Source organism: Roseateles oligotrophus (genome assembly GCF_014204525.1).
Taxonomy (GTDB): Bacteria; Pseudomonadota; Gammaproteobacteria; order Burkholderiales; family Burkholderiaceae_C; genus Paucibacter_A; species Paucibacter_A oligotrophus_A.
On sequence record NZ_JACHLP010000002.1, the window covers coordinates 547,792 to 570,287 of the forward strand.

The window sequence follows — 22,496 nt, forward strand, 5'->3', positions numbered from 1 at the left end:
CCGATGGCGATTGTGACTAATTCGAAATATCAGCAGATGGCCCCTGCAGAGCGGCCCAGCGTTGCGGGGTGCCGACATCGACCCAGGTGCCGCGGTAGAGGCTGGCGGCGATGGCCTGGCGGCGTATGCCCTCGTCCAGCAGCGGCCGCAAGGCGGCCTTCTGGCCCAGGGCCAGGTTGGCGAAGGGCGCGGCCTTGAACAAGCCGACGCTGGCCCAGGTGTAGCGGGGTTCGCCCGCAGCGCTGGCCAGGCCGGTGGGGCCGATGCCGAAGTCGCCTCCCGGATGGTGGGGGCTGTTGGGCGCCAGCCAGAGCTGGGCGTCCAGCGGCCCCTGGGCAAAGGCCTGGGCCAGCGCCGGGTCGAAGCGGAAGTCGGGGATGTAGACGTCGCCGGACACGACCCAGAAGGCCTTGTCGCCATCGGCGCATAACTGCGGCAGCGCACGGCGTATGCCGCCGGCCGTCTCCAGCGCGCCGCCGGGCTCGGCCGATTCGTCGCTGTAGTGCAGGCGCAGGCCGAAGCGGCGGCCGTCGCCCAGCTGCTGCGGGAATTGTTCGCTGAGCCAGGCAGTGTTGATGACGATGTCCCGCACGCCGGCAGCCGCCAGGGCCTCGATATGCCATTCGATCAGGGGCCGGCCGCGCACGGGCAGCAGGGGTTTGGGGGTTTGGTCGGTGAGCGGCCGCATGCGCTCACCGCGCCCGGCCGCGAGGATGATGGCTCGCATGGCCGGCAGTGTAGTGTCAGCCTGTCAGGCCAGAGGGTGAGAACTTTTGTAGCGAGCGGTTGTCAGGCTAGGCGGACGGAGCACAGGAACCGGAACGTACTTCCTGTACGTGAGGATTCCGAGCACCGCCCAACGACGCATGGCAGCCGCGCAGTAAAAAGTTCTCACCCTCAGTCGTGGGCGTGTGTGCGGCGCCAGCCTTGCTGGATATCCATGGCCTCGGCCTTGCGGACCACGGGCGAGTAGTCCATATCGCCGAAGTCGGCGGCATCCAGGCGCTGGTACTGGGCCAGGGCCTCGTCGGAGGCGGGCCAGCCGGCCGGCCAGCCGGGGGCGTGGATGCTGGCCAGCGCCAGGCGGCCGGCGGCGGGGCGCTGGCGCTCCATCAACAGGCGGCCGGCCGGGCCGCTGCGCTCCAGCCTTTGCGGCAGTTGCAGCGCATGGTCCCAGACCAGGCGGATCTGTTCCTTCCGGAGCTGCCCCGCATAGCTTTGCAGCGCGCCATGGCGCGGGCCGGGCTTGAGTTGGGCGAGGTCTTGGGCGTCGAAGCCGCTGGCCAGGCTGTGCCAGCTGGGCTTGAGCCCCAGGGTCTTGAGCTCGCCCGGGGCATATTCCACGATATGGCGTTCGGCATGGAAGATGCGCTCCAGGCTGATGCCCTGGGCGGTCTGGCGCCAGACCTCGGCGTTGTCGGGGCGCAGGATGGCCATGCTGTCGGCCTGGCGGATCAGGTACCAGCGCTGGGGCGCAAGAGTGGAGGCCGGGCTGGCCGCGGGCGCACCGGCCGGCTTGAAGTCCACCCGGTACTCGGCGATGGCGGGCGGCAGCTCCGCTTCGGCGGCCTGCGCTGCCGGGGCGATGCGGGCCAGTGCGGCCAGGGCCAGCAGGCCGAACAAGAAGGTTTTATTGAGCATCTTGAGTGTGGGGTGCCAGGAACGGAAAAAGCAGGTGGCTCGTCAGGGCCACCTGCCAGTTGCGCGATGAGCGCTGCTTCTTTTTTATTTAGAAGCCGAAGGCTTCACGCATGACGTGGAAGATCCAGTTCTGCTCCATGCTGCCGCGCACCAGATAGGCCTTGGGGCCGCGTGCCCAGATGCCCACGTCCTCGCCGGCATGGCTTTCCGAGCCCAGCGGCACGGCGGCTTGCTGCATGAAGTTGAGTGCGCCGGTGTTCACCGAGCTCAGGTCCACGCGCACGCCGTTGGCAAAGCTGGCGGCGGCGCCGGGGCCGTTCTGGTAGCCCAGCGTGGTGTAGGGCATGCCGTCGGCGGCCAGCGAAGGGCTGGTGCCATTGCCGTCGACGCTGGGCACGTCCTTGACCAGGCCCAGGATGTCGTTGCCGCGGTGCGGGTAGCCGGCGATGGTGAACACATGGCTGTGGTCGGCGGTGACGATGATCAGGGTGTCCTGCTCATTGGTCATGGCCATGGCCTTGCGCACGGCATTGGACAGCTCGATGGTGTCCAGCAGGGCGCGCTGGGCGTTGCCGCCGTGGTGGGCGTGGTCGATGCGGCCGGCCTCCACGTGCAGGAAGAAGCCGTTCGGGTTCTTCTGCAGCATCTTGATGGACTTCTCGGTCATCTCGGTCAGCGAAGGCTCTTTGCCCGTGTCGTTGGCACGGTCGGCCTCGTACTGCATATGCGAGCGTTCGAACAGGCCCAGCAGGTAGTCGGTGCTGCTCGGGTCGGCGGCGTCGAAGCCGGCCTTGTCGTAGACGAAGCGGGCGTTGGCGCCGCGGCTGCTGAGCCACTCGGCGGTCAGGTCCCGCTTGTCGGTGCGCAGGCCTTTTTTGCTGGGGTACTCGGGGTCGAACTGGCTGTTGTGGCGGAAGTACTCGCGGCCGCCGCCCATCGCCACCTTGAGGCTGGTACGGACGGCGGGCGAGACCTCGATCAGCTGGCGGGCGATGTCCTTCACTCCGCAGCCGGCGGGCAGCTGGCCGTTGTGCTCCCAGTCGCGCACGGGCGTGTGGGCATAGGTGGCGGCCGGGGTGGCGTGGGTGAGCCGGGCGGTCGAGACCACGCCGGTGGAGCGGCCATTCTCGGCCGCCAGCTCCAGCATGGTCTTCAGGGAATTGGCCTGGACCACATTGGCATCGCACTCGCCGCGAGCGGTCAGGTGGTTGACCGACAACATGCCTTCACGGGCCTTGTAGCCGGTGATCATGGCGGTCATGGTGGGGGCCGAGTCGGAGGTCTGCTGGTCCCAGGAATAGGTCTTGGACAGGGCCGAGTAGGGCAGGGTCTCGAAGGCCAGGCGGTTTTCCTCGCCCGTCATGCCCTTGAGCTGGCCTTCCAGGATGCGGGCCGCGGTCTGGGTGGAGATGCCCATGCCGTCGCCCACGAACAGAATCACGTTCTTGGCGCGGCGTGCGTTGGGGATCAGGGCCTTGCCATCGGCAATGAATTTATTGCCGGCGTTGTAGAAGTCGCTCACCGATTCTGGGCCGCGCACGACGGGGTCGGCGGCTTGGCTGGGCAGGCAGAGCGAGGCCATGGTGGCCAGGGCGGCCAGGGGCAGAAGCTTGAATTTCATGATGGGCTGGGTTGGGGTGGGTGAATCGAGGGGCTGAGCTTCAGCGGCCGTTGCCGGGGCGGCGGCGGGCCATGCCGAGCAGGCCCAGGCCGGCGGCCAGCAAGGCCCAGGTCTGGGGTTCGGGGACGGCCGTGACGGCTTGCAAGGCCACGTTGTCCAGGCCGGCGACCAGGCTGCCGTCGTTGGACACGGCGGCGAAGCGCAGGGTGTAGCTCTGGCCGGCCTCGAACAGCGCGCCGTCCAGGTCCAGCGCCACATGGGTGTAGGCATTGGGGCCGGCGCTCAAGCGGTTGGCGGCGCCGCTCCAGACCAGGTCCTGGGCGGCCGTGCTGAAGGCGCTGGCCCCTTGCTTGAGGATGTCCACCCGCAGCTGCACATTCGAGTCGTAGCTGCCGCCGCTGGTGTAGTCCAGGCCGTAGTTGCTGCCGACCGGCGCGCCATGGCTGCCGCCGTAGTTGGCGAACCAGTCAAAGCTCAGGGTGGCGGAGCGCAGCGCCTGCGTCAGGCTGAAGGTCTGTGAGAGGGCCTGCTGGGCCAGGCCGGCGGTGTCCAGCAAGGCGTAGTTGCGGCCCGCGGCGGCACCCACCGTGGCGGCGCCGGAAACCGGTGAGCTATTGCCGTCGAGCACCATGACGCCGCCCTGCAGGCCGAGCTCGGCGCTGTTCCAGCCTGTGATGGGGTCGGGCGACTGCACATTGGCCGGGCCGGCTTCGAAGCCGCCGTTGCGGATCAAGTCGCTGCTGGTGGGGGCGGCAGAGGCGTTGGTCGTCGCCGCGATGCAGAGTGCGGCAAGGGTCAGAAGGCTTGAGCGGTGTCGAATATTCATCGGAGAGTCTCCATGGCGGCAATGGAGGCAGTCTCGTGTCGACCCATGAAGCGTTGATGACAGGCGGGGCCGCATCTGGCAGGCCGAAAAGCTCCATAAGATGGGGCCTGGCCACAGGAGTTCTTATGAAGAGAGTCACAGGCATAGGCGGCATCTTCTTCAATGCCAAAGACCCGGCCGCCTTGCGGGCCTGGTACAGAAATCATCTGGGCATTGATGTGCAGGACTGGGGCGGCGCGGCCTTCAGCTGGGCCGACGGAGCGGGGCAGCCGGCGGCGGGCACGACGGTGTGGTCCATCAATGCGGGCGATAGCGGGCTGTTCTCGCCCAGCCGGGCCGGCTTCATGATCAATTACCGCGTCGAGGATCTGGCGGCCTTGTTGCAAGCCTTGCGGGACGAGGGCTGCGAGGTGCTGGAGAAAACCGAGGACGGCGAATACGGCAAGTTCGGCTGGGTGATGGACCCGGAGGGTAATAAGGTCGAGCTCTGGCAGCCGCCGCCGGGGCAGTGAGTTCTCAGGGCAGCGCCGGCCCCAGGCCCAAGGGGGCGGGCAGGGCGGCCAGCACCTTCTGGAACAGGACCACATAGGCCTCGGAGGGCGGGTGGCCGGACAGCGGGTCCTGGTTGGCGGCAAAGGCTTCGTCCAGCTCGGCCCAGTCGGCCTCGCTGAGCATCTGCTGGCACAGGGGCAGGATCTCGCGTTCCTCGGTCTCCATATGCTGCAGATAGGCCTTGACGTAGCGCAAGGCCTTGTCCTCGAAGGCCTCGCGCCGCGGCTCGCCCATCATCTCGTAGGCCAGCAGGGCGTGCTCCAGCTCGCGGATGGCGTGCTCGCCGCGGCGGTGGTCTTCGTCCAGCTTGTCCAGCACGCCGCGGATCTCGGGCGCGCGGGCGCGCAGCTTGGGGAAGAGCAGCTCGCTTTCCTTGGGGTGGTGCAGGCGCTCGGGGAACTCGTCCACATAGAAGAGCATGGCCCGCATGGCGGCAAAGTCGGGCAGGGTCTTGTGGCGGCGCTGCTCGGCCAGCAGCAGGGGGATGGAGCGCAGCATGGCGGCCAGGGCCCCATGCTCGTCCCGGATCACCTTCAGCGTGAGTGGCAATGGCTTGAGCGAGGGGGCACTTGCGACTGTCATGGCGGTCTCCGTTGGATCTCGACTTTGGGGCAGTCTGCAGCTTGGCACAGCGCGCCCGCCAAGCCTTGCTTTAGGTCAAGAGTTAGGCGTCCACAGGCCCGAGCGTTGCGGCCAAGTAAAATCCGGGATTACCCCGCAACTCCTTCCTCGCAAAGCTCATGGCTATTTCCGCTGCAAGCAACACCTCTCTGATGGCCAATGCCATCCGCGCACTGGCCATGGACGCCGTGCAGCAAGCCAATTCCGGCCATCCGGGCGCGCCCATGGGCATGGCCGATATCGCCGTGGCGCTGTGGAGCCGCCATCTGCGCCACAACCCGGCCAACCCCCAGTGGGCCGACCGCGACCGCTTTGTGCTGAGCAACGGCCACGGCTCCATGCTGATCTACGCCCTGCTGCATCTGAGCGGCTACGAGCTGCCCATGGCTGAGCTGAAGAACTTCCGCCAGCTGCACAGCAAGACCCCCGGCCACCCCGAGGTGGGCATCACCCCCGGCGTCGAGACCACCACCGGCCCGCTGGGCCAGGGCATCACCAATGCCGTGGGCCTGGCCCTGGCCGAGAAGATGCTGGCCAAGGAATTTAATCGTGAGGGCCACGCGCTTGTCGACCACCACACCTATGTCTTCCTGGGCGATGGCTGCCTGATGGAGGGCATCAGCCACGAGGCCTGCTCGCTGGCCGGCGCCTGGAAGCTGAACAAGCTGATCGCCGTCTACGACGACAACGGCATCTCCATCGACGGCCAGGTCGCCCCCTGGTTCGCCGACAACACCGCCCAGCGTTTCGAGGCCTATGGCTGGAACGTCATCGGCCCGGTGGACGGCCATGATGTCGATGCCGTCGACGCCGCCATCGCCAAGGCCAAGCTGAGCAGCGACAAGCCCAGCCTGGTGATCGCCAAGACCCATATCGGCAAGGGCTCGCCCAACCGCGCCAACACGGCCAAGGCCCATGGCGAACCGCTCGGTAACGATGAAATCAAGCTGACCCGCGAAGCCCTGGGCTGGGCGCATGAGCCCTTCGTGATTCCGCAAGAGGTTTACAGCGACTGGGACGCCAAGGCCGCCGGTGCCAAGCTGGAAGCCGCCTGGGACGAGCGTTTCGACGCCTACGCCGCCGCCCACCCCGAGCTGGCCGCCGAGTTCCAGCGCCGCATGGCCGGCGTCTTGCCCGCCAACTTCGCCCAGACCGCGGTGGATGCCGTCGTGGCCGCCCACACCAAGGGCGAGACCGTGGCCAGCCGCAAGGCCAGCCAGATCGCGCTGGAGGCCTTCACCGCCGCAGTCCCTGAGCTGCTGGGCGGCTCGGCCGACCTGACCGGCTCCAATCTGACCAATACCAAGTCCACCCCGGCCTTCCGCGTCGAAGCCGATGGTTCGGCCAACGGCGGCCGCCACATCAACTACGGTGTGCGCGAGTTCGGCATGGCCGCCATCATGAACGGCGTGGCCCTGCACGGCGGTTACATCCCCTACGGCGGCACCTTCCTGACCTTCAGCGACTACAGCCGCAACGCCATCCGCATGGCCGCGCTGATGAAGCAGCGCGTTATCCATGTGTTCACCCACGACTCCATCGGCCTGGGTGAAGACGGCCCGACCCACCAGTCCATCGAGCATGTGGCCTCGCTGCGCCTGATCCCGGGCCTCGACGTCTGGCGCCCGGCCGACACGGCCGAGACCGCCGTCGCCTGGACCATGGCCATCGGCAACGCCACCCGCCCCAGCGTGCTGGCCCTGAGCCGCCAGAACCTGCCTTACGCGCCCAAGAAGTCGCTGGACGAAATCAGCAAGGGCGGCTATGTGCTGAGCGAGCCGGCCGATATCGGCGTCAAGAAGAAGGCCCGCGCCGTCATCATCGCCACCGGCTCCGAGGTGCAACTGGCCCTGCACGCCCAAGGCCTGCTGGCTGCCCAGGGCATTGCGGTGCGCGTGGTCTCCATGCCCAGCACCAATGTCTTCGATCGCCAGGACGCCAAGTACAAGAGCAGCGTGCTGCCCGCCGGCCTGCCCCGCGTGGCGGTGGAAATGGGCGTGACGGACGGCTGGTGGAAGTACGGCTGCGCAGCCGTCGTCGGCATCGACAGCTATGGCGAATCCGCTCCGGCCCCGGTGCTGTTCAAGCACTTCGGCTTCACGCCCGAGAACGTGGTCGACACCGTCAAGGTAGCCTTGGGTGTCGCCAAGCTGAAGGGCGGCAAGCGCTGATGGCAGGCACAAACGCCGGAAGGCGTTTGTGGCTGAGGGTTTGATATTCCCGAGAGGGGCAAGGCTTGCGGGCCTTGCCCCTTTTTTCATGGCGCCGGCTTGGGTCATATCAACACTTTCCCGGCCCCCGCGAGCCGCGATACTTGCGGCCGACTGCAAAACAAAGGCGCTCTCTCGCAAGGGCGTGCCAATAGAGCCAAGGATTGGGGGCGCGGATGAGTGGCAAGAAGAAGTGGCGGCTGGCGGGATGGCTCGTCGGACTGGGATTGTTGGCGGCCGGCACGGCACAAGCGCAGACGGTGTTGCCGGACGAGCAGGTGAGCGAGTGGATGGCTTGCCTCAGCAAGGGCGAGGAGGCGCTGGTCTATCCGGAGCAGTACCGCGCCACCAAATCGGGTGGTTTTGTGCGCGTCAAACTGAGTTTTGAACATGCAGACCGCAGGCCGACGGTGGAGGTGCTGTCGCGAGCCCTGCCCGAGGGGATGCTGGACCTCGTGCGCAGCTATCTGAAGCAGTACCGCCTGCCCTGCCTGCCGGCGGGCAAGACGGCGGTGGCGGTGCAGGAGTTCAGCTTCTCGCCCTACGGGCCCCAGGATGTGAGTTGGAGCGCGGCTCGCGGAGTCAGCGATCTGAAAAGTGAAAAAGCCAGGAGCTGCCTGCGCACGCCGCCCGACAGGGTGCGGCCGAGCTGGGGTTTCGACCTGGCGTCTCGCGTCAAGCAAAAGAACTACGGCAATCTCTTGTTGAGGCTGCGTTTTGAGACCGCCGATGGCCCACCCCAGGTCAAGGTCGTTTACGACTCGGCGCCTGCCAATTTCCGCCAGTCGGTGTTGGACTATGTGGGCAAGTACCGCATGCCCTGCCTGGCCGCTGGCGACGAGCCCATCACCGCGGAGCAGCAATTTCATATCGACAACACGGGCAAGGGGCGGGTGACGGTCCTGAAGGATCTGGACTTGCTCCAGTTCCTCGGTGCGATCAAGGATCTTGACAAACAGACCGCGAACTTCGACCTGAACACCATGGCCTGCCCCTTCCAGCTGCAGTGGGTGGCCGGCATGCCCATCGAAAAAAACCGGGTCGGCGAGGTGGGCGAGCGCAATCTCAACCGCATCGAATTGCTGGCCTGGTTGTCGGGCCTGAGCCTGAATGTGCCAGCCGAAACCATGGAGCAGTTGCTGGGTCAGTCCATGCTGATCAGCGTGCCCTGCGGCGAGGTCAAGCTGGGCGAGTGAGCGGCCGTGCCGGGGTCCGGCGCGGGGGGATTCCCGCTTGGAACTAAACTTGCGTCAGTTCCGGATTCCTCACATCGCTTCCACATCAAAGGAGAACTCTTCCATGACGATCAAAATCGGTATCAACGGCTTCGGCCGCATCGGCCGTATGGTGTTCCGCGCCGCCGTCGCCAACTTCAAGGAGATTGAAGTCGTCGGCATCAACGACTTGCTGGAGCCGGACTATCTGGCCTATATGCTCAAGTACGACTCGGTGCATGGCAAGTTTGACGGCGAAGTCGCGGTCGATGGCAACACCCTGGTCGTCAACGGCAAGAAGATCCGCCTGACGCAAGAGCGCGACCCCGCCAATCTGAAGTGGAACGAGGTCGGCGCCGACATCGTCATCGAAGCCACCGGCCTGTTCCTGGACAAGGCCTCGGGTGAAAAGCATCTGACCGCCGGCGCGAAGAAAGTGGTCTTCTCGGCGCCCTCCAAGGACGACACCCCCATGTTCGTCTACGGCGTCAATCACGCCACCTATGCCGGCCAGGCCATCATCTCCAACGCCTCTTGCACCACCAACTGCCTGGCCCCGCTGGCCAAGGTGCTGAACGATAAATGGGGCATCAAGCGCGGCCTGATGACCACCGTGCACGCCGCCACCGCCACCCAGAAGACCGTGGACGGCCCCTCCAACAAGGACTGGCGCGGCGGCCGCGGCATCCTGGAAAACATCATTCCTTCCAGCACCGGTGCTGCCAAGGCCGTGGGCGTGGTGATCCCCGAGCTGAACAAGAAGCTGACCGGCATGAGCTTCCGCGTGCCCACCTCCGATGTGTCGGTGGTGGACCTGACGGTGGAGCTGAACAGCGAAGCCTCGTACAAGGACATTTGCGCCGAGTTCAAGGCCCAGTCGGAAGGCGCGCTCAAGGGCGTGCTGGGCTATACCGAGGAGAAGGTCGTGGCGACCGACTTCCGCGGTGATGCCCGCACCTCCATCTTCGACGCCGACGCCGGCATCGCCCTGGACGGCACCTTCGTCAAGCTGGTCGCCTGGTACGACAACGAGTGGGGCTACTCGAACAAGGTGCTCGAGATGGTGCGGGTGATTGCCAAGTAAGAAGGCATCCAGCGCCCAGCCCTAAGGCCCCGCTTGTGCGGGGCTTTTTTGTATTTGATCGCCGGAAAAGCCGGGTCTTGTTTGCGCTTCTTTACTTTCGAGCCCTGGGCGTACGCCTAAACTGGGCGGACTCCGCTCGCATTTTGGAAGTCTGGCCCATGAAATACCTGCCTCTCCCGAGCCTGCGCCTGTCCGGCTTGGCCACCGTTCTGGCCCTGGCGGCGGCTTCGGCATCCACGGCCGCCACGACCGCCGCGGCGGTGGCAACGGCGGCCACGGCCGGTCCACAGGAGCAGGCGCGCGTCATCGTGCGCTTCAAGCCGGCCGCTGCCAGCGTGCGCATGCGCGCCCTGTCGGTCCGCATGGATGCGGCCAGTGCCAAGGACGTGGCCCAGGGCCGTGCGAGCGCCCTGGCTCAGCGTAGCGGCCTGGCCAGCCTCAGCACCCAGGGCTTGCGCGCACGCCTGAGCCTGGACGAGCGCACCCATGTGATCACCGCCACCGGCATCGGCTCGGCCGAGCTGGCCCGGCGCCTGGCGGCCGACGGCGAGGTGGAGCTGGCCGTGGTCGACCATCTGCGCCGCCACACCGTCGTGCCCAATGACGCGCTGTATGTCGGCAATGGCGGCACCCCGCCCAGCTCGGGCAATGGCTCGGCCAATGGCCAGTGGTATCTGAAGGCCCCGAGCGCCTCGGTGCCGTCCAGCATCAATGCTCCGGCGGCCTGGGACATCACGACCGGCAGCGCCTCCGTCGTGGTGGCGGTGCTGGACACCGGCGTGCGTTTCGACCACCCGGATCTGGCCGGGCAGTTCATCAGCAGCAGCGCCTTCTCTACCGGCAAGGTGGGTTACGACATGGTGGGCCTGAGCTATGCCAACGCTCTGGCCGCCGCCAATGACGGCAACCGCAATGACGACGACCCCAGCGACCCCGGCGACTGGGTCAGCCAGGCCGACGTGGATGGCGGCGCCCTGGGCGCGGAATGCAAGGCCGACAGCATAGGCAATAGCTCCTGGCACGGCACCCGGGTGTCCGGCCTGATCGCGGCGGCCAGCAATAACGCGCAAGGCATTGCCGGCGTGGGCTGGGGCGTCAAGCTCTTGCCCGTGCGGGTGCTGGGCAAATGCGGGGGGTACGACTCCGACATCATGGCCGGCATGCTGTGGGCGGCCGGCATTGCCGTGCCGGGCCTGCCCAGCAACCCCAACCCGGCCAAGGTGCTCAATATGAGCTTGGGCAGCCCGAGCGCAAGCCCTTGCACAGGCAGTGGCAGCGGCAGCTACCCGGGCACCATTGCCCAGGTCCAGGCCAAGGGCGTGACGGTGGTTGTGGCGGCGGGCAATAGCGAGGGCTTGGGTGTTGGCGTTCCCGGCAACTGCCCCGGAGTGATCACCGTTGCCGCCCTGCGCCATGTGGGCAGCAAGGTGGGTTTTTCCAGCCTGGGCCCGGAGGTTTCGATCGCAGCCCCTGGCGGCAACTGCGTCAACACCACGGGCGCCTGCCTCTACCCCATGCTCAGCAGCACCAATAGCGGCACGACCAGCCCGGTGGTGGGCGATAGCAGCTACACCAATAGTGTCGCTTCGGTGGGCACCAGCTTCTCGGCGCCCATCGTGTCGGGTACGGTGGCCTTGATGCTGTCGGTCAATCCGACCATGTCGCCGACCCAGGTGCTCAGCACCTTGAAGAGCACGGCGCGACCCTTTGTGACGACGGGTGGCTCGGCCGGCATTCGGCAATGCTCGGCGCCGACCGCTACCGTGCAGGATGAGTGCTACTGCAGCACCAGCACCTGCGGCGCCGGCATGCTGGACGCGGCGGCTGCGGTGGCTGCTGCCAAGGCGAGCAACCCGGCCGCAACTCCGCAGAGCATCAGCTTTGCCGCCCCAGCGATGCAGACCGTGGTGGCCTCATCATTGACGCTCAATGCCACAGCCAGCTCAGGGTTGACGGTTGACTTCAGTGCCTCGCCTTCTACTGTTTGCACGGTTAGCGGCAATTCTTTGGCTCTGTGGGCGCCGGGAACTTGCTCAGTAGCAGCTCAACAAATTGGTAACAGCACTTTTGTAGTGGCGAACAAGGTGGTGCAGATGATCGAGATCAGCCAGGGCGCGCAAACCATCAGCTTCCCGGCCATCGCCACCCAGACCCTGGGCACGACGCCGCCGGCCCTGAGCGCCACGGCCAGCTCGGGCCTGACTGTCAGCTACAGCTCCACCAGCACCTCGGTCTGCACCGTCTCCGGCAGCACGCTGACGCTGCTGGCGGTGGGCAATTGCAGCATCACGGCCACTCAGGCCGGCAACGCGGCCTATGCCGCGGCCAGCCCGGCGGCCCAGACCTTTGCGGTCGTGGCCGCAGCTGTGACGACGACGAGTTCAGGCGGTGGTGGCGGCGGCGGCGCTTTTGGCGCCGTCTGGGTGGCCTTGCTGGGCTTGGCCAGCTTTGTGTTGCGGCGGGGTGCTAGCCGCATAGCATGAAAGTTATGCATCGACCGTTGCGGTAAGCTGCTGCACCCTTTGCCAAGGCCCAGCCGGGATTTCGCCCCGGCGGGCGACCTACTTTTTTGCTTCGCCAAAAAAGTAGGCAAAAAAGGCGACCCGAATGCCTGGCCCCTTCGGGGTCCGCTCTGTGCTCGAATTCGCCGGGCCGCGCCCAACTCTCTCCGCTACGCTCCGTTCAGACAGGGGGCGCGAGTCAGATCACGAAGTCGCTGCGCGACGCCCGCCGAATTCTGCGCGCCTCGCCCAGGCAAAACGGGGAATGCGAAAACCACACGGCTCGCTGCGCGTCGCCTCGATCAAACGTTATGTTTAACGCGCTGGCACCGCCGTCGCCGCCGCCGCGCTGGCCGGGACGGTGGGTGTGAGGCTGGTGGAGGCCGGGGCGGACGCAGCTTCGGCGGCTGGAGCGGCAGGGCAGGGCCGGAAGCCCGGGGCCAAAGCCGGGTCCTTGCTGAGCTGGGCCAGCTTGGCGCGCAGCAGGCCATCGGCCTGGGGCACCAGCAGGCGGTGGCGCTTGACGGGCTCTTGCAGCGTCAGCACCCGCAGGCCTTTGAGCTGGCGGCGGTCCAGCGCCTCCATGGCGTTGGCGGCGGCCTTCTCGCTGCCGTGGCGGCTGAGGATCAGGCTGGGCATCTCGTCCGGCATGCCTTGCAGATACTCAAAATTGATTTTCATCTTGCGATAGGTTTCTTCCTTGCGCTGCTGGAAGTCCTTGTTGGGCAGCTTGATGCTGGCCACGGCCCAGACGCCGGGCTCCTCGCTGTGCTGGGGCTGGAAGTCGGTGGGCGTGATGCCGGAGCGGGCCAGCAGGCTTTGCGCCGCCTGCAGGGCCGCATCGCCCACCAGGGGCAGCTCCAGGCAGCTGCGTGCTTCGCTGGCCTGAAGCTGGGTCAGGCTCTGGGGCGTGAGCAGGCGGACGTGTTCGGGGTTGACCTGGCGGGCCACACGCTCGGGCTCGCGGTCGCCGCGGGCCTTGAAGCTCAGCACCTCGTCCAGCCAGCCGCGCGTCCAGCCGAACAGCAGGGCGTTGAGCGCGATCAGAATCAGCAGCAGGGCGCGCAGCATGGCGTCAGTTGCCGCTGCCGGAGCTTCCGCCGCTGAAGCGCAGGCTCACCTCGCCGCCGCTGACCGGCTGCAGGCCTTGTTCGGGCGATTCCACCAGCAGCTCGCCCGTCGCGCTGATGCCGCGCGAGATACCGTGCAGGCTGCCGGCGCTGACCTGGCGGCCCAGGGTCAGGTCGCGTCTTGCATAGGGCGCTTGCCAGGGGGCGAAGCCCTCGTTCTGAAAACTATTGAGGGCGCGCGCCAGGGCCGGGGCGATCAGGGCCAGCACCTCGGGGGCCTGGATGCCGGGGCGGAATTCCTGCAAAGCGGCAAAACCGGTGCTGAAGGCGGCAGGTGAGGGCTCGGGCGCCGCGCCGCCACCCAGCTCGTGGATATTGAGGCCCACGCCGATGATGACCATGCGCTGGCTGCCGGCCGGCACCGTCTCGATCAGGATGCCGCCCAGCTTGCGGCCGTCCAGCCAGATGTCATTGGGCCATTTCAGCATCAGGCGCGGCGCTTGGGGCCCCGGGATCTGGTCCACCGGCTCCAGCGCATCGGCGATGGCGCAGCCCACGGCCAGGGACAGGCCCGACCAGTCCGCCACCTGCATGGGGAGACCGAGCGAGAAGGTCAGCGAGCTGCCGCCGTGGCTGGACAACCAGGCCCGGCCCATGCGGCCGCGGCCATGGCTTTGCTGCTCGGCCACCAGCAAGCAGGGCTGCATATCGTGCGAGCGCCGGCCATAGGGCTGGGGCGAGCCGCCGCGGGCCTCGTTCTTGACCCGCTCCAGCAGGGCGGTGTTGGTGGAGTCCACGCGGGCCAGCACCTCGATGCTGATGCCCGGCAGCAGGGGGGTCAGGGCTTGCCAGAGCGCTTCGGCTTGCCAGTCTTGGTAAGGGGTTTCTTGGCTGGGCATGGCTGCTGATTTTTGAGGTTAGCGCTTGGGCGCCAGCATGGTGCCACGGCAGCGGGGGCTGCCGCAGTAGCAGGCGAATTCTTTTTTCAGCTTGGCCGTGTAGCGCTCGTCAATGGTGAGGCCGTAGTCGTAGAACAGCTCTTCGCCGGGGTTCAGATCGACCAGGGCCTTGATGTAGACGCGGCCGTCCACCTCGTCGGCCTCGCAATTGGGTTCGCAAGCGTGGTTGATCCAGCGCGAGCTATTGCCGCCGAACAAGGCGTCGATGACGCGGCCGTCGTCGATATGGAAGTAAAACGTGTGGTTGGGCTGGCTGGGGTCGTGCGGATGGCGGTCCATGGCCTCGTCCCAGCTGATGCGCTCGCCGGTGTACTCGATGATGGTCTCGCCAGCGGCGATGGCCTGGAGCGCATAGACTCCGCGCCCATGCACACCCGAATTGCGCACCTGGATCCGGCGGCCCTTGGCCGTCGCTGGGGCTGCGGGCTTGGCGGCAGCGGCCGGGGACTTTTTACGAGCGGCTTGCGTCATCGAGTTTGTGGTTACATTGAATTCATGGGTGCGCGCGTGCGTGTGCGCATGCGCGAGGCCGCAATTGTAGGCAGAGCTCCGGCCAAGCTGCCGACTGAACAGAAGAAAACACCAAACCGACACTATGAGCAAAACACTGATCATTGCCGAGAAGCCCTCCGTGGCCCAGGACATCGTGCGTGCGCTCACTCCGAGCGCTGGCAAGTTCGAGAAACATGACGAGTACTTTGAGAGCGAGCACTATGTGGTCAGCTCGGCCGTCGGCCATCTGGTGGAGATCAAGGCGCCGGAGGAATTTGACGTCAAGCGCGGCAAGTGGAGTTTTGCCAATCTGCCGGTGATCCCGCCGCATTTCGACTTGAACCCCATCGACAAGAGCAAGGGCCGGCTGAACGCCCTGGTCAAGCTGATCCGCCGCAAGGATGTGACGCAGCTGATCAATGCCTGCGACGCGGGCCGCGAGGGCGAGCTGATCTTCCGCCTGATCGTGCAATACGCCGGCAGCAGCAAGACCGCCACAACGAAACCGGTGCAGCGCCTGTGGCTGCAATCGATGACGCCGCAAGCCATCCGCGAGGGCTTCGAGAAGCTGCGCACGGATGCGCAGATGCTGCCCCTGGCCGACGCGGCGCGCTGCCGCTCCGAGGCCGATTGGCTGGTGGGCATCAACGGCACGCGCGCGATGACGGCCTTCAACTCGCGCGACGGCGGCTTCTTCCTGACCACCGTGGGCCGGGTGCAAACGCCCACGCTGTCAATCGTGGTGGAGCGCGAGGAAAAGATCCGCAAGCATGTGGCGCGCGACTACTGGGAGGTGCGCGCCAGCTTCGACGCGCAAGCCGGCCAGTACGAGGGCAAGTGGTTCGACCCGGCCTGGAAGAAGAATGCCGAGGACGCCGAGCTGAAGGCCGACCGCGTCTGGAGCCTTGCCCAGGCCGAGGCCATCGCGGCCGCCTGCCAGGGCCAGCCCGCCAGCGTGACGGAAGAGAGCAAGCCCAGCAGCAGCAGCTGCGGCGGCCTCTACGACCTGACCACCTTGCAGCGCGAGGCCAACTCGCGCTTCGGCTTCAGCGCCAAGACCACGCTGAGCCTGGCCCAGGCCCTGTACGAAAAGCACAAGGTGCTGACCTACCCGCGTACCGATTCGCGCTACCTGCCCGAGGACTATCTGAGCGTCGCCAGGCAGACGGCCGAGATGATCGCCTCGGAGGACATGCCCGGCCCGCTGCGCGAATTGGCTCCGCACGCGCGCAAGGCCTTGCAAGAGGGCTATATCAAGCCGACCAAGAAGGTCTTCGACAACAGCAAGGTCTCGGACCACTTCGCCATCATCCCCACGCTGCAAGCGCCCAAGAGCCTGAGCGATATCGAGGCCAAGCTCTACGATATGGTCGTCAAGCGCTTTCTGGCGGTGTTCTTCCCGCCGGCGGAGTTCCTGGTCACCACCCGTATCAGCACCGTCAAGGCTGCGGGTCAGGCTTACAACTTCCAGACCAATGGCAAGGTCTTGGTCAAGCCGGGCTGGTTGGCCGTCTACGGCAAGGAGGCGCAGGAGGACGATGCCAGTCTGGTGGCCGTGGGTGCGGGCGAGGTGGTGCGCAGCGAGAGCGTGGATGTGAAAGCCCTGGCCACCAAGCCGCCGGCCCGCTACACCGAAGCGACCCTGCTCTCCGCCATGGAGGGCGCGGGCAAGCTGATCGAGGACGAGGAGCTGCGCGCCGCCATGACCGAGAAAGGCCTGGGCACGCCCGCCACCCGCGCCGCCACCATCGAAGGCCTGCTGACCGAGAAATACATGTTGCGCGACGGCCGCGAGCTCATCCCCACGGCCAAGGCCTTCCAGCTGATGACGCTGTTGCGCGGCCTGCAGGTGGACAACCTGACCAACCCCCAGCTCACCGGCGAGTGGGAATTCAAGCTGGCCGAGATGGAAAAAGGCCGGCTGAACCGCGATGCCTTCATGGCCGAGATCGCCGCCATGACGGCCCGCGTGGTGCAAAAAGCCAAGGAATACGACCGCGACACCATCCCCGGCGACTACGCGACGCTGAAAGCCCCCTGCCCCAAATGCGGCGGCGTGGTGAAGGAAAACTACCGTCGATTTACCTGCTTAGGCCAAGAAGGGGCGGCCGAGGGCTGCGGCTTCTCCATCGGCAAGATCCCGGGCGGCCGCAGCTTCGAGCTGCACGAGGTGGAGCAGTTCCTGGTCGACAAGAAGATAGGCCCGCTGGAAGGCTTCCGCTCCAAGGCGGGCTGGCCCTTCACGGCCGAGCTGGCCCTGGTCTTTGACGAGGAGACCCAGAACTGGAAGCTGGAGTTCGACTTTGGCGAGGACGCCAAAAAGGCCGAGGCGGACGGCGAGCCGGTGGACTTCAGCGCCCAGACAGCGCTGGGCTCCTGCCCCAAATGTGGCGGCGGCGTGTTCGAGCATGGCAGCAACTACGTCTGCCAGAACGCGGTGGGCTCCGCTTCTTCCTGCGACTTCAAGAGCGGCAAGATCATCTTGCAGCAGCCCATCGAGGCGGCTCAGATGCAAAAGCTCTTGAGCACCGGCAAGACCGAGCTGTTGGAGAACTTCGTCTCCAACAAGACACGTCGCAAGTTCAAGGCTTTCCTGGCCTTTGACAAAAAGGAGGGCAAGGTGGTGTTCGAGTTCGAGCCGCGCGCGGCCAAGCCTGGCGCCAAGCCGGCGGCCAAGGCCACGGCCAAGCCTGCCGCCAAGGCTCCGGCCAAGAAGGCGGCCGCCAGGAAAACCGCCAAGGCCTGAACTCAGGGGCCTATGCGCCCCGTTACATCAATTCGGACGGGCCGGCTGGCCCGTTCGCTTATCGTGATGATGATTCCTGGGGAGGGATCGCATGTCGGTTAGGGATTTCGGTCTGGGTATTCAGGCGAGGCTGATGTTAGGCATCGCCGGCGTCACCACGGCCCTGGTCGGCCTGGTGGGCCTGAGCTGGACCAGCCAGATGGAACGCGAGCTGAGCCTGGAGCTGGAGCAGCGGGTGGCGCGCATGGTGACGCTGGTCAAGCGCAATCTGGCCGTGCCCATCTGGAATGTGGACGCCGGCTCGGTCGAGAACCTGCTGGACGCGGTGATGGCCGATCCCGAGGTACATGCCATCGAGGTACGCAGCGAGAGCTTCAGCGATCAGCCCATCGTGCGCCAGCGCGCTGGCCAGCCGGTGGAGCCCCTGCGCAGCGAGTTTGATGTGGTCTACAGCGGCAATAGCTATGCCGCCCAAAAGCCGCTGGCGCGGGTCAGCCTGACCTATAGCCGAGAACAGAGCCAGGAGCAGTTGCAGCGCACCCGCCGTTTTGTGGCCGCCCTCTTGCTGGGCGTGCTGGCGACCGTGGTCTTGAGCTGTTATGTGCTGGTCAAGCGCTTCGTCAAACAACCGGTCTTGCGCCTGGGAGCCCTGGCCCAGCGGGTGGCCGATGGCGATCTGGGCGCCCAGGCCGAGGTGGGTAAGCACGACGAAATCGGCTTGCTGACGGAGCAGTTCAATGCCATGAGCTCCAGCCTGCTGGCCTCCTCGCAGGAGCTCAGGCGCAGCGAGGAGCGCTACCGCAGCCTCTACCAGAACGCGCCGGCCGGCATCTTCCAGGCCGATGACCGGGGCCGCCTGCTCAGCCTCAACCAGGCCCTGGCCCGCATGCTGGGCTTTGCCTCGCCGGCGCAGGCCCTGGCGGCCGGCACCCGCCTGCGCCAGTTGGTGGCGCTGGACCCGGCGGACTACAAAGCCATGGCCCACGCCCTGATGCGTGATCAGCGCCTGCAGCAGGTGTCCTTGCGCATCACCTTGCCCGAAGGCCGCCAGCTGTGGGTGGAGCTGACGGCCCACCGCGTGGCCGAGCCCGAGGAGGGCGGCGGCCCGCGCATCGAGGGCACGATCAGCAATATCACCCAGCGCCGCCTGGCCGAGCAAGAGCTGACCCACCACCGCGATCATCTGGAAGAACTGGTGGCCAAGCGCACCCAGGCGCTCAAGCAGGCCATCACCCGCGCCGAGGTCTCCAGCCAGGCCAAGAGCCGTTTCCTGGCCACCATGAGCCATGAGTTCCGTACCCCCCTCAACGCCATCCTGGGCTTTGCCCAGCTTTTGCAGATGGACGAGGAGCTGCGGCCCGACCAGCGCGCGCGCATCGACTCCATCCGCAACTCCGGCGAGCATCTGCTCAGCCTGATCTCCGATGTGCTGGACATGGCCAGCATCGAGGCCGGCAAGGTGCGCTTGCAGCCCAGCCCGGTGGATCTGCGCGCCCTGCTGGACATGGCTTGCGACACGGTGCGCCTGCGTGCCGAGCAGAAGAAGCTGATGTTCGCCGTCGAGCTCTCGCCCCATCTGCCGCAACGGGTGATGGTGGACGGCCAGCGCCTGCGCCAGGTGTTGCTCAATCTGCTCTCCAACGCGGTCAAGTACACCGATGCCGGCGCCGTCTGCCTGAGCGTGCAGTTCCAGGCCTGGGAGGGCGATCGCGTGCGCCTGCGCTTCGCCGTGACTGACACCGGCATCGGCATTGCCGAGCAGCATCTGGCCCAGCTCTTCCAGCCCTTCGAGCAGGTGGCCGACGGTGCCCGCTGCCTGGGCGGTACCGGCCTGGGCCTGTCCATCAGCCAGCAGCTGGTGCGGGAGATGGGCGGCGAGATCCGCGTGCGCAGCGTGCTGGGCGAGGGCAGCGAGTTCGAGTTCGAGCTGGCCCTGCCCTGTGTCGTCTGACCTTTGACACTTGCTGGACATGCGGCGCTTCCCTAGCGTTCGTCGCTTAGTTCATTCAAACCACTTCAACCAAGAAAGCGCTATCCCCATCATGAGTTCCAAGCGTCTTGTCCGAATTGCAAGCCTCACGGCCATCGGCGCCGCCTGTGCCGGCCTGCTGAGCCCCGCCCTGGCGGCCTCCGCGCCCGCGGCGGCCAGTGGCGCCGTGGTGTCCGCCGAGGGCCGCCTGGCCGTCAAGTTCGAGAAGATCCGCCTGGCCAATGGCTTCGAGGTGATCCTGGTGGAAGACCACCGCCTGCCCCTGGTGGCCTTCAATCTATGGGTGCATGCCGGGCCGCAGAACGAGGCCAAGGGCCAGACCGGTTTTGCCCATCTGTTCGAGCATCTGCTGTTCGCCGGCACCAAGCACATCCCGCGCGGCGAGGCCGACAAAATCGTCGAGGCCGCCGGCGGCACCGATGCCAATGGCTCGACCAACTTCGACCGCACCAACTACTTCTTCACCCTGCCCAGCAATCAGCTGGAGCTGGGCCTGTGGATCAAGTCCGATATGCTGGGTTACATGATCGACAAGGTCGATGCCGTGGCCCTGGCCAACCAGCAGGACGTGGTGCGCAACGAGCGCCGCCAGTCCGTCGAGAACCGGCCTTACGGCATCGTCGAGGAGGCCGTCTACCAGGCCTTGTTCCCTGAGGGCCACCCCTACCGCGCCACCGTGATCGGCTCGCATGCCGACATCCAGAGCATCAAGCTGGAGGATGTGAAGGCCTTCTCGCGCACCTATTACCGCCCCAATAACGCCACCCTGGTGCTGGCCGGCGACTTCAAGCCGGCCGAGGCCAAGCAGCTGCTGCAAAAGTATTTCGGCACGCTCAAGGCCGGCGGGCCGGTGCCGCCCGCCCAGGCGGCCCAGCCCCTGATCACGGCGGAGAAGCGCGTCAAGGTGAGCGACCGCATCGAGCTCTCGCGCCTGAACCTGGCCTGGCACACGCCCGCCATCTTCCAGCCCGGCGATGCCGATCTGGACGTGGCCGGCTACATCCTGGGCGGCGGCAAGGCCAGCCGCTTGCACAAGAAGTTAGTCTACGAAACCCAGCTGGCGCAGACGGTGCAGGTGGCGCAGGAGTCGCTGGCCCTGGGTTCGGTGTTCGGGGTGGAGGTGGTGGCGCGGCCCGGCAAATCACTGGACGAGATCGAGGCCCTGGTCGACGCCCAGCTGGCCGAGCTGGTGCAGACGCCGCCGTCGAATGAGGAGTTGCAGCGCGCCCTGGCCGCCATCGAGACCAATCTGCTCTCACGCATGGAAAAGGTCGGCACCCTGGCCGATCTGATGAACCACTACAACCAGATGGCCGGCGACCCCGGCTTTGTCGGCCAGGACCTGGCCCGCTACCGCGCGGTCACCCCCGAGTCGGTGCGCGCCGCGGTGATCAAGTATCTGGGCAAGCAAAAGCGCGTCGTCGTGCAGGCCACGCCGGGCGACAAGGTGCTGGCCGCCGAGGTGCCGACCCCGCCCATGCCCACGGGCAAGGCGCCCGCGCTCAGCGCCGCCGAGCGCGCCCAGCTCAACCCCAATGAGCCCTGGCGCAACAAGCAGCCCAAGGCCGGCAAGGCCCTGGCCCTGAGCCTGCCCAGCGGCAAGCGCATCGCGCTGAGCAATGGCCTGACCCTGGTCCATGTGCCCAAGCCCGGCCTGCCCCTGGTCAGCGCCAGCCTGATCGTGCGCGCCGGCCAGCTGAACAACCCGGCCGGCCAGCCCGGCCTGGCCGGCTTCACCGCCAGCATGCTGCAGGAAGGTACGCAAACGCGCAGCGCCCAGCAGCTGGCCGACCAGATCGCCAACCTCGGGGCCCAGCTGAGCAGTGCCGCCAGCCTGGAGGATTCGCGCATCGAGCTGAGCAGCCTCAAGTCCAATTTCAGGCAAGGCCTGGCCCTGCTGGCCGATGTGGCCCAGCATCCGGCCTTTAGCGAAGAGGAGTTGCAGCGCAAAAAGGCCGCCCGCCTGGCCGCCCTGGCCCAGCAGCGCGAGCAGCCCGCGGCGGTGGCCGCCGTCATCGCCAACCAGGCGATTTATGGCGAGGGCCACCCGCTGGCCTTCAGCGCCCTGGGCAATGAGGCGGCGATCCAAGCCACCGATGCCGCCGCCCTGCGCCAGTTCTGGCAGCAGCAATACCGCCCCGAGCAAGCGGCTTTGGTGATCGCCGGCGACGTCAGCGAGGCCGAGGCGCGCGAGCTGGCCGAAAGCCTGTTCGGCGCCTGGAAGCCGGCCGCGGCGGCGCAGGTGCAAGCGCCGGCCATTCCACAGGCCAAGCCCGGCGCGGCCCGCGTGATCGTGGTCGACAAGCCGGGCGCGCCGCAGACCGCCCTGGCCGTGGTCTCCGCCGGCCCGCTGGCCAAGGATCCGCAGGCGGCGGCCATCCAGGTGATGAATAGCGCCCTGGGCGGCGCCTTCACCTCGCGCATCAACCATCAGCTGCGTGAGGTCAAGGGCTATACCTATGGCATCTACTCCAACTACCAGATGGGGCGGCAGGTCGGTGACTTCGCCATCCGCGGCAGCGTGCGCACCGATGTGACGGGCGCGGCGCTGAAGGATATGTTTGCCGAGATTGCCGCCGTGCGCGCCCAGGGCCTGCAGCCCGCCGAGGTGGAACGCGCCCGCAATGCCCAGCTGCTGACCCTGCCCGGCCTGCTGGCCACCAACCACGTCGTGGCCGCCAGCTTCGCCGGCTTCTGGTCGCGCGGTTTTGGCGAGGACTATGTCGCCCAGCTGCCGGCCCGCTTTGCCGCGGTCACGCCCGCCAGCGTTCTGCAGGCCGCCAAGACCCATGTGGATGCCGAGGGCCTGATCGTCGTGGCCGTGGGCGACAAGGCCAAGATCCTGCCCCAGCTGCAGGCTTTTGGCCGCAAGCCCTTGGAACTGCGTGACGCCGAGGGCCGACTGATCAAGCCCTGATCCTGTGGCCCGGCCCCGGCCCCGGCTTGGCCGGGGCCGGTTTGGCGGCACA

General features: G+C 66.7%; 16 protein-coding genes. 8 read left to right on the top strand and 8 right to left on the bottom strand.

The annotated features are described in order from the left end of the window. Positions 1 to 16 precede the first annotated feature (16 nt). The 4 genes from murU to HNP55_RS07010 form a co-directional block, all read right to left on the bottom strand. A complete protein-coding gene (gene murU, locus HNP55_RS06995; RefSeq protein ID WP_184297589.1) occupies positions 17 to 727 on the bottom strand; it encodes an N-acetylmuramate alpha-1-phosphate uridylyltransferase MurU in 711 nt (236 codons plus the stop codon). Positions 728 to 897: 170 nt separating this feature from the next. Next, a complete protein-coding gene (locus tag HNP55_RS07000) occupies positions 898 to 1,641 on the bottom strand; it encodes a hypothetical protein (RefSeq protein WP_184297591.1) in 744 nt (247 codons plus the stop codon). Between the two features lie 88 nt (positions 1,642 to 1,729). Then, positions 1,730 to 3,262 carry an alkaline phosphatase gene (locus HNP55_RS07005; RefSeq protein ID WP_184297592.1) on the bottom strand — a complete coding sequence of 511 codons (1,533 nt, stop codon included), beginning with the start codon at positions 3,260 to 3,262 and terminating at the stop codon, positions 1,730 to 1,732. Positions 3,263 to 3,302: 40 nt separating this feature from the next. Then, positions 3,303 to 4,088, bottom strand: coding sequence for a PEP-CTERM sorting domain-containing protein (locus HNP55_RS07010; RefSeq protein ID WP_246448236.1), 786 nt, complete (start codon positions 4,086 to 4,088; stop codon positions 3,303 to 3,305). Between the two features lie 125 nt (positions 4,089 to 4,213). On the opposite strand from HNP55_RS07010, the gene HNP55_RS07015 reads away from it, so the two are divergent. After that, positions 4,214 to 4,600, top strand: coding sequence for a VOC family protein (locus HNP55_RS07015; RefSeq protein WP_184297594.1), 387 nt, complete (start codon positions 4,214 to 4,216; stop codon positions 4,598 to 4,600). A gap of 4 nt (positions 4,601 to 4,604) precedes the next feature. Here HNP55_RS07015 and HNP55_RS07020 read toward each other — a convergent pair whose 3' ends face one another. Then, on the bottom strand, positions 4,605 to 5,222 hold the full coding sequence (locus tag HNP55_RS07020) for a hemerythrin domain-containing protein (protein ID WP_184297596.1): 618 nt from the start codon (positions 5,220 to 5,222) through the stop codon (positions 4,605 to 4,607). Between the two features lie 158 nt (positions 5,223 to 5,380). On the opposite strand from HNP55_RS07020, the gene tkt reads away from it, so the two are divergent. The 4 genes from tkt to HNP55_RS07040 all read left to right on the top strand — a co-directional run bounded on the left by tkt (position 5,381) and on the right by HNP55_RS07040 (position 12,252). Further along, positions 5,381 to 7,432: a transketolase gene (tkt, locus tag HNP55_RS07025; RefSeq protein ID WP_184297598.1), complete on the top strand. Its 2,052-nt coding sequence runs from the start codon at positions 5,381 to 5,383 to the stop codon at positions 7,430 to 7,432. A gap of 215 nt (positions 7,433 to 7,647) precedes the next feature. Next, the gene (locus HNP55_RS07030) at positions 7,648 to 8,667 is read left to right on the top strand and encodes a hypothetical protein (protein ID WP_184297600.1); all 1,020 of its coding nucleotides are present in this window, start codon (positions 7,648 to 7,650) and stop codon (positions 8,665 to 8,667) included. A gap of 103 nt (positions 8,668 to 8,770) precedes the next feature. Beyond that, positions 8,771 to 9,769, top strand: coding sequence for a type I glyceraldehyde-3-phosphate dehydrogenase (gene gap / locus HNP55_RS07035; RefSeq protein WP_184297602.1), 999 nt, complete (start codon positions 8,771 to 8,773; stop codon positions 9,767 to 9,769). Between the two features lie 158 nt (positions 9,770 to 9,927). Beyond that, positions 9,928 to 12,252 (top strand): S8 family peptidase, encoded by a 2,325-nt coding sequence (locus HNP55_RS07040; RefSeq protein ID WP_184297604.1) that lies wholly within the window; start codon positions 9,928 to 9,930, stop codon positions 12,250 to 12,252. A 333-nt stretch (positions 12,253 to 12,585) separates the two neighbouring features. On the opposite strand, the gene HNP55_RS07045 is transcribed toward HNP55_RS07040, so the two are convergent. The 3 genes from HNP55_RS07045 to HNP55_RS07055 are packed head-to-tail and all read right to left on the bottom strand — an operon-like array spanning position 12,586 to position 14,770. Next, on the bottom strand, positions 12,586 to 13,341 hold the full coding sequence (locus HNP55_RS07045; RefSeq protein WP_184297606.1) for a hypothetical protein: 756 nt from the start codon (positions 13,339 to 13,341) through the stop codon (positions 12,586 to 12,588). Between the two features lie 4 nt (positions 13,342 to 13,345). Continuing rightward, on the bottom strand, positions 13,346 to 14,239 hold the full coding sequence (locus HNP55_RS07050; protein WP_184297608.1) for a biotin--[acetyl-CoA-carboxylase] ligase: 894 nt from the start codon (positions 14,237 to 14,239) through the stop codon (positions 13,346 to 13,348). 18 nt (positions 14,240 to 14,257) lie between these two features. Continuing rightward, positions 14,258 to 14,770 carry an SET domain-containing protein gene (locus HNP55_RS07055; RefSeq protein ID WP_184297610.1) on the bottom strand — a complete coding sequence of 171 codons (513 nt, stop codon included), beginning with the start codon at positions 14,768 to 14,770 and terminating at the stop codon, positions 14,258 to 14,260. Between the two features lie 124 nt (positions 14,771 to 14,894). On the opposite strand from HNP55_RS07055, the gene HNP55_RS07060 reads away from it, so the two are divergent. From HNP55_RS07060 to HNP55_RS07070, 3 genes are all read left to right on the top strand, one after another. Continuing rightward, positions 14,895 to 17,537, top strand: coding sequence for a DNA topoisomerase III (locus HNP55_RS07060; RefSeq protein WP_184297612.1), 2,643 nt, complete (start codon positions 14,895 to 14,897; stop codon positions 17,535 to 17,537). Between the two features lie 133 nt (positions 17,538 to 17,670). Beyond that, positions 17,671 to 19,488 (top strand): ATP-binding protein, encoded by a 1,818-nt coding sequence (locus tag HNP55_RS07065; protein ID WP_184297614.1) that lies wholly within the window; start codon positions 17,671 to 17,673, stop codon positions 19,486 to 19,488. A gap of 91 nt (positions 19,489 to 19,579) precedes the next feature. Next, complete coding sequence (locus HNP55_RS07070) at positions 19,580 to 22,444, top strand: M16 family metallopeptidase (protein ID WP_184297616.1); 2,865 nt, start codon at positions 19,580 to 19,582, stop codon at positions 22,442 to 22,444. The last annotated feature ends 52 nt before the right edge of the window (positions 22,445 to 22,496 follow it).

Coding starts and splice junctions, on each gene's coding strand:
- gap (WP_184297602.1), top strand. CDS start 8,771: ATGACGATCAAAATCGGTATCAACGGCTTCGGCCGCATCGGCCGTATG.
- HNP55_RS07070 (WP_184297616.1), top strand. CDS start 19,580: ATGAGTTCCAAGCGTCTTGTCCGAATTGCAAGCCTCACGGCCATCGGC.
- tkt (WP_184297598.1), top strand. CDS start 5,381: ATGGCTATTTCCGCTGCAAGCAACACCTCTCTGATGGCCAATGCCATC.
- HNP55_RS07005 (WP_184297592.1), bottom strand. CDS start 3,262: ATGAAATTCAAGCTTCTGCCCCTGGCCGCCCTGGCCACCATGGCCTCG.
- HNP55_RS07000 (WP_184297591.1), bottom strand. CDS start 1,641: ATGCTCAATAAAACCTTCTTGTTCGGCCTGCTGGCCCTGGCCGCACTG.
- HNP55_RS07050 (WP_184297608.1), bottom strand. CDS start 14,239: ATGCCCAGCCAAGAAACCCCTTACCAAGACTGGCAAGCCGAAGCGCTC.
- HNP55_RS07015 (WP_184297594.1), top strand. CDS start 4,214: ATGAAGAGAGTCACAGGCATAGGCGGCATCTTCTTCAATGCCAAAGAC.
- HNP55_RS07045 (WP_184297606.1), bottom strand. CDS start 13,341: ATGCTGCGCGCCCTGCTGCTGATTCTGATCGCGCTCAACGCCCTGCTG.
- HNP55_RS07065 (WP_184297614.1), top strand. CDS start 17,671: ATGTTAGGCATCGCCGGCGTCACCACGGCCCTGGTCGGCCTGGTGGGC.
- HNP55_RS07040 (WP_184297604.1), top strand. CDS start 9,928: ATGAAATACCTGCCTCTCCCGAGCCTGCGCCTGTCCGGCTTGGCCACC.
- HNP55_RS07020 (WP_184297596.1), bottom strand. CDS start 5,222: ATGACAGTCGCAAGTGCCCCCTCGCTCAAGCCATTGCCACTCACGCTG.
- murU (WP_184297589.1), bottom strand. CDS start 727: ATGCGAGCCATCATCCTCGCGGCCGGGCGCGGTGAGCGCATGCGGCCG.
- HNP55_RS07010 (WP_246448236.1), bottom strand. CDS start 4,088: ATGAATATTCGACACCGCTCAAGCCTTCTGACCCTTGCCGCACTCTGC.
- HNP55_RS07055 (WP_184297610.1), bottom strand. CDS start 14,770: ATGACGCAAGCCGCTCGTAAAAAGTCCCCGGCCGCTGCCGCCAAGCCC.
- HNP55_RS07030 (WP_184297600.1), top strand. CDS start 7,648: ATGAGTGGCAAGAAGAAGTGGCGGCTGGCGGGATGGCTCGTCGGACTG.
- HNP55_RS07060 (WP_184297612.1), top strand. CDS start 14,895: ATGAGCAAAACACTGATCATTGCCGAGAAGCCCTCCGTGGCCCAGGAC.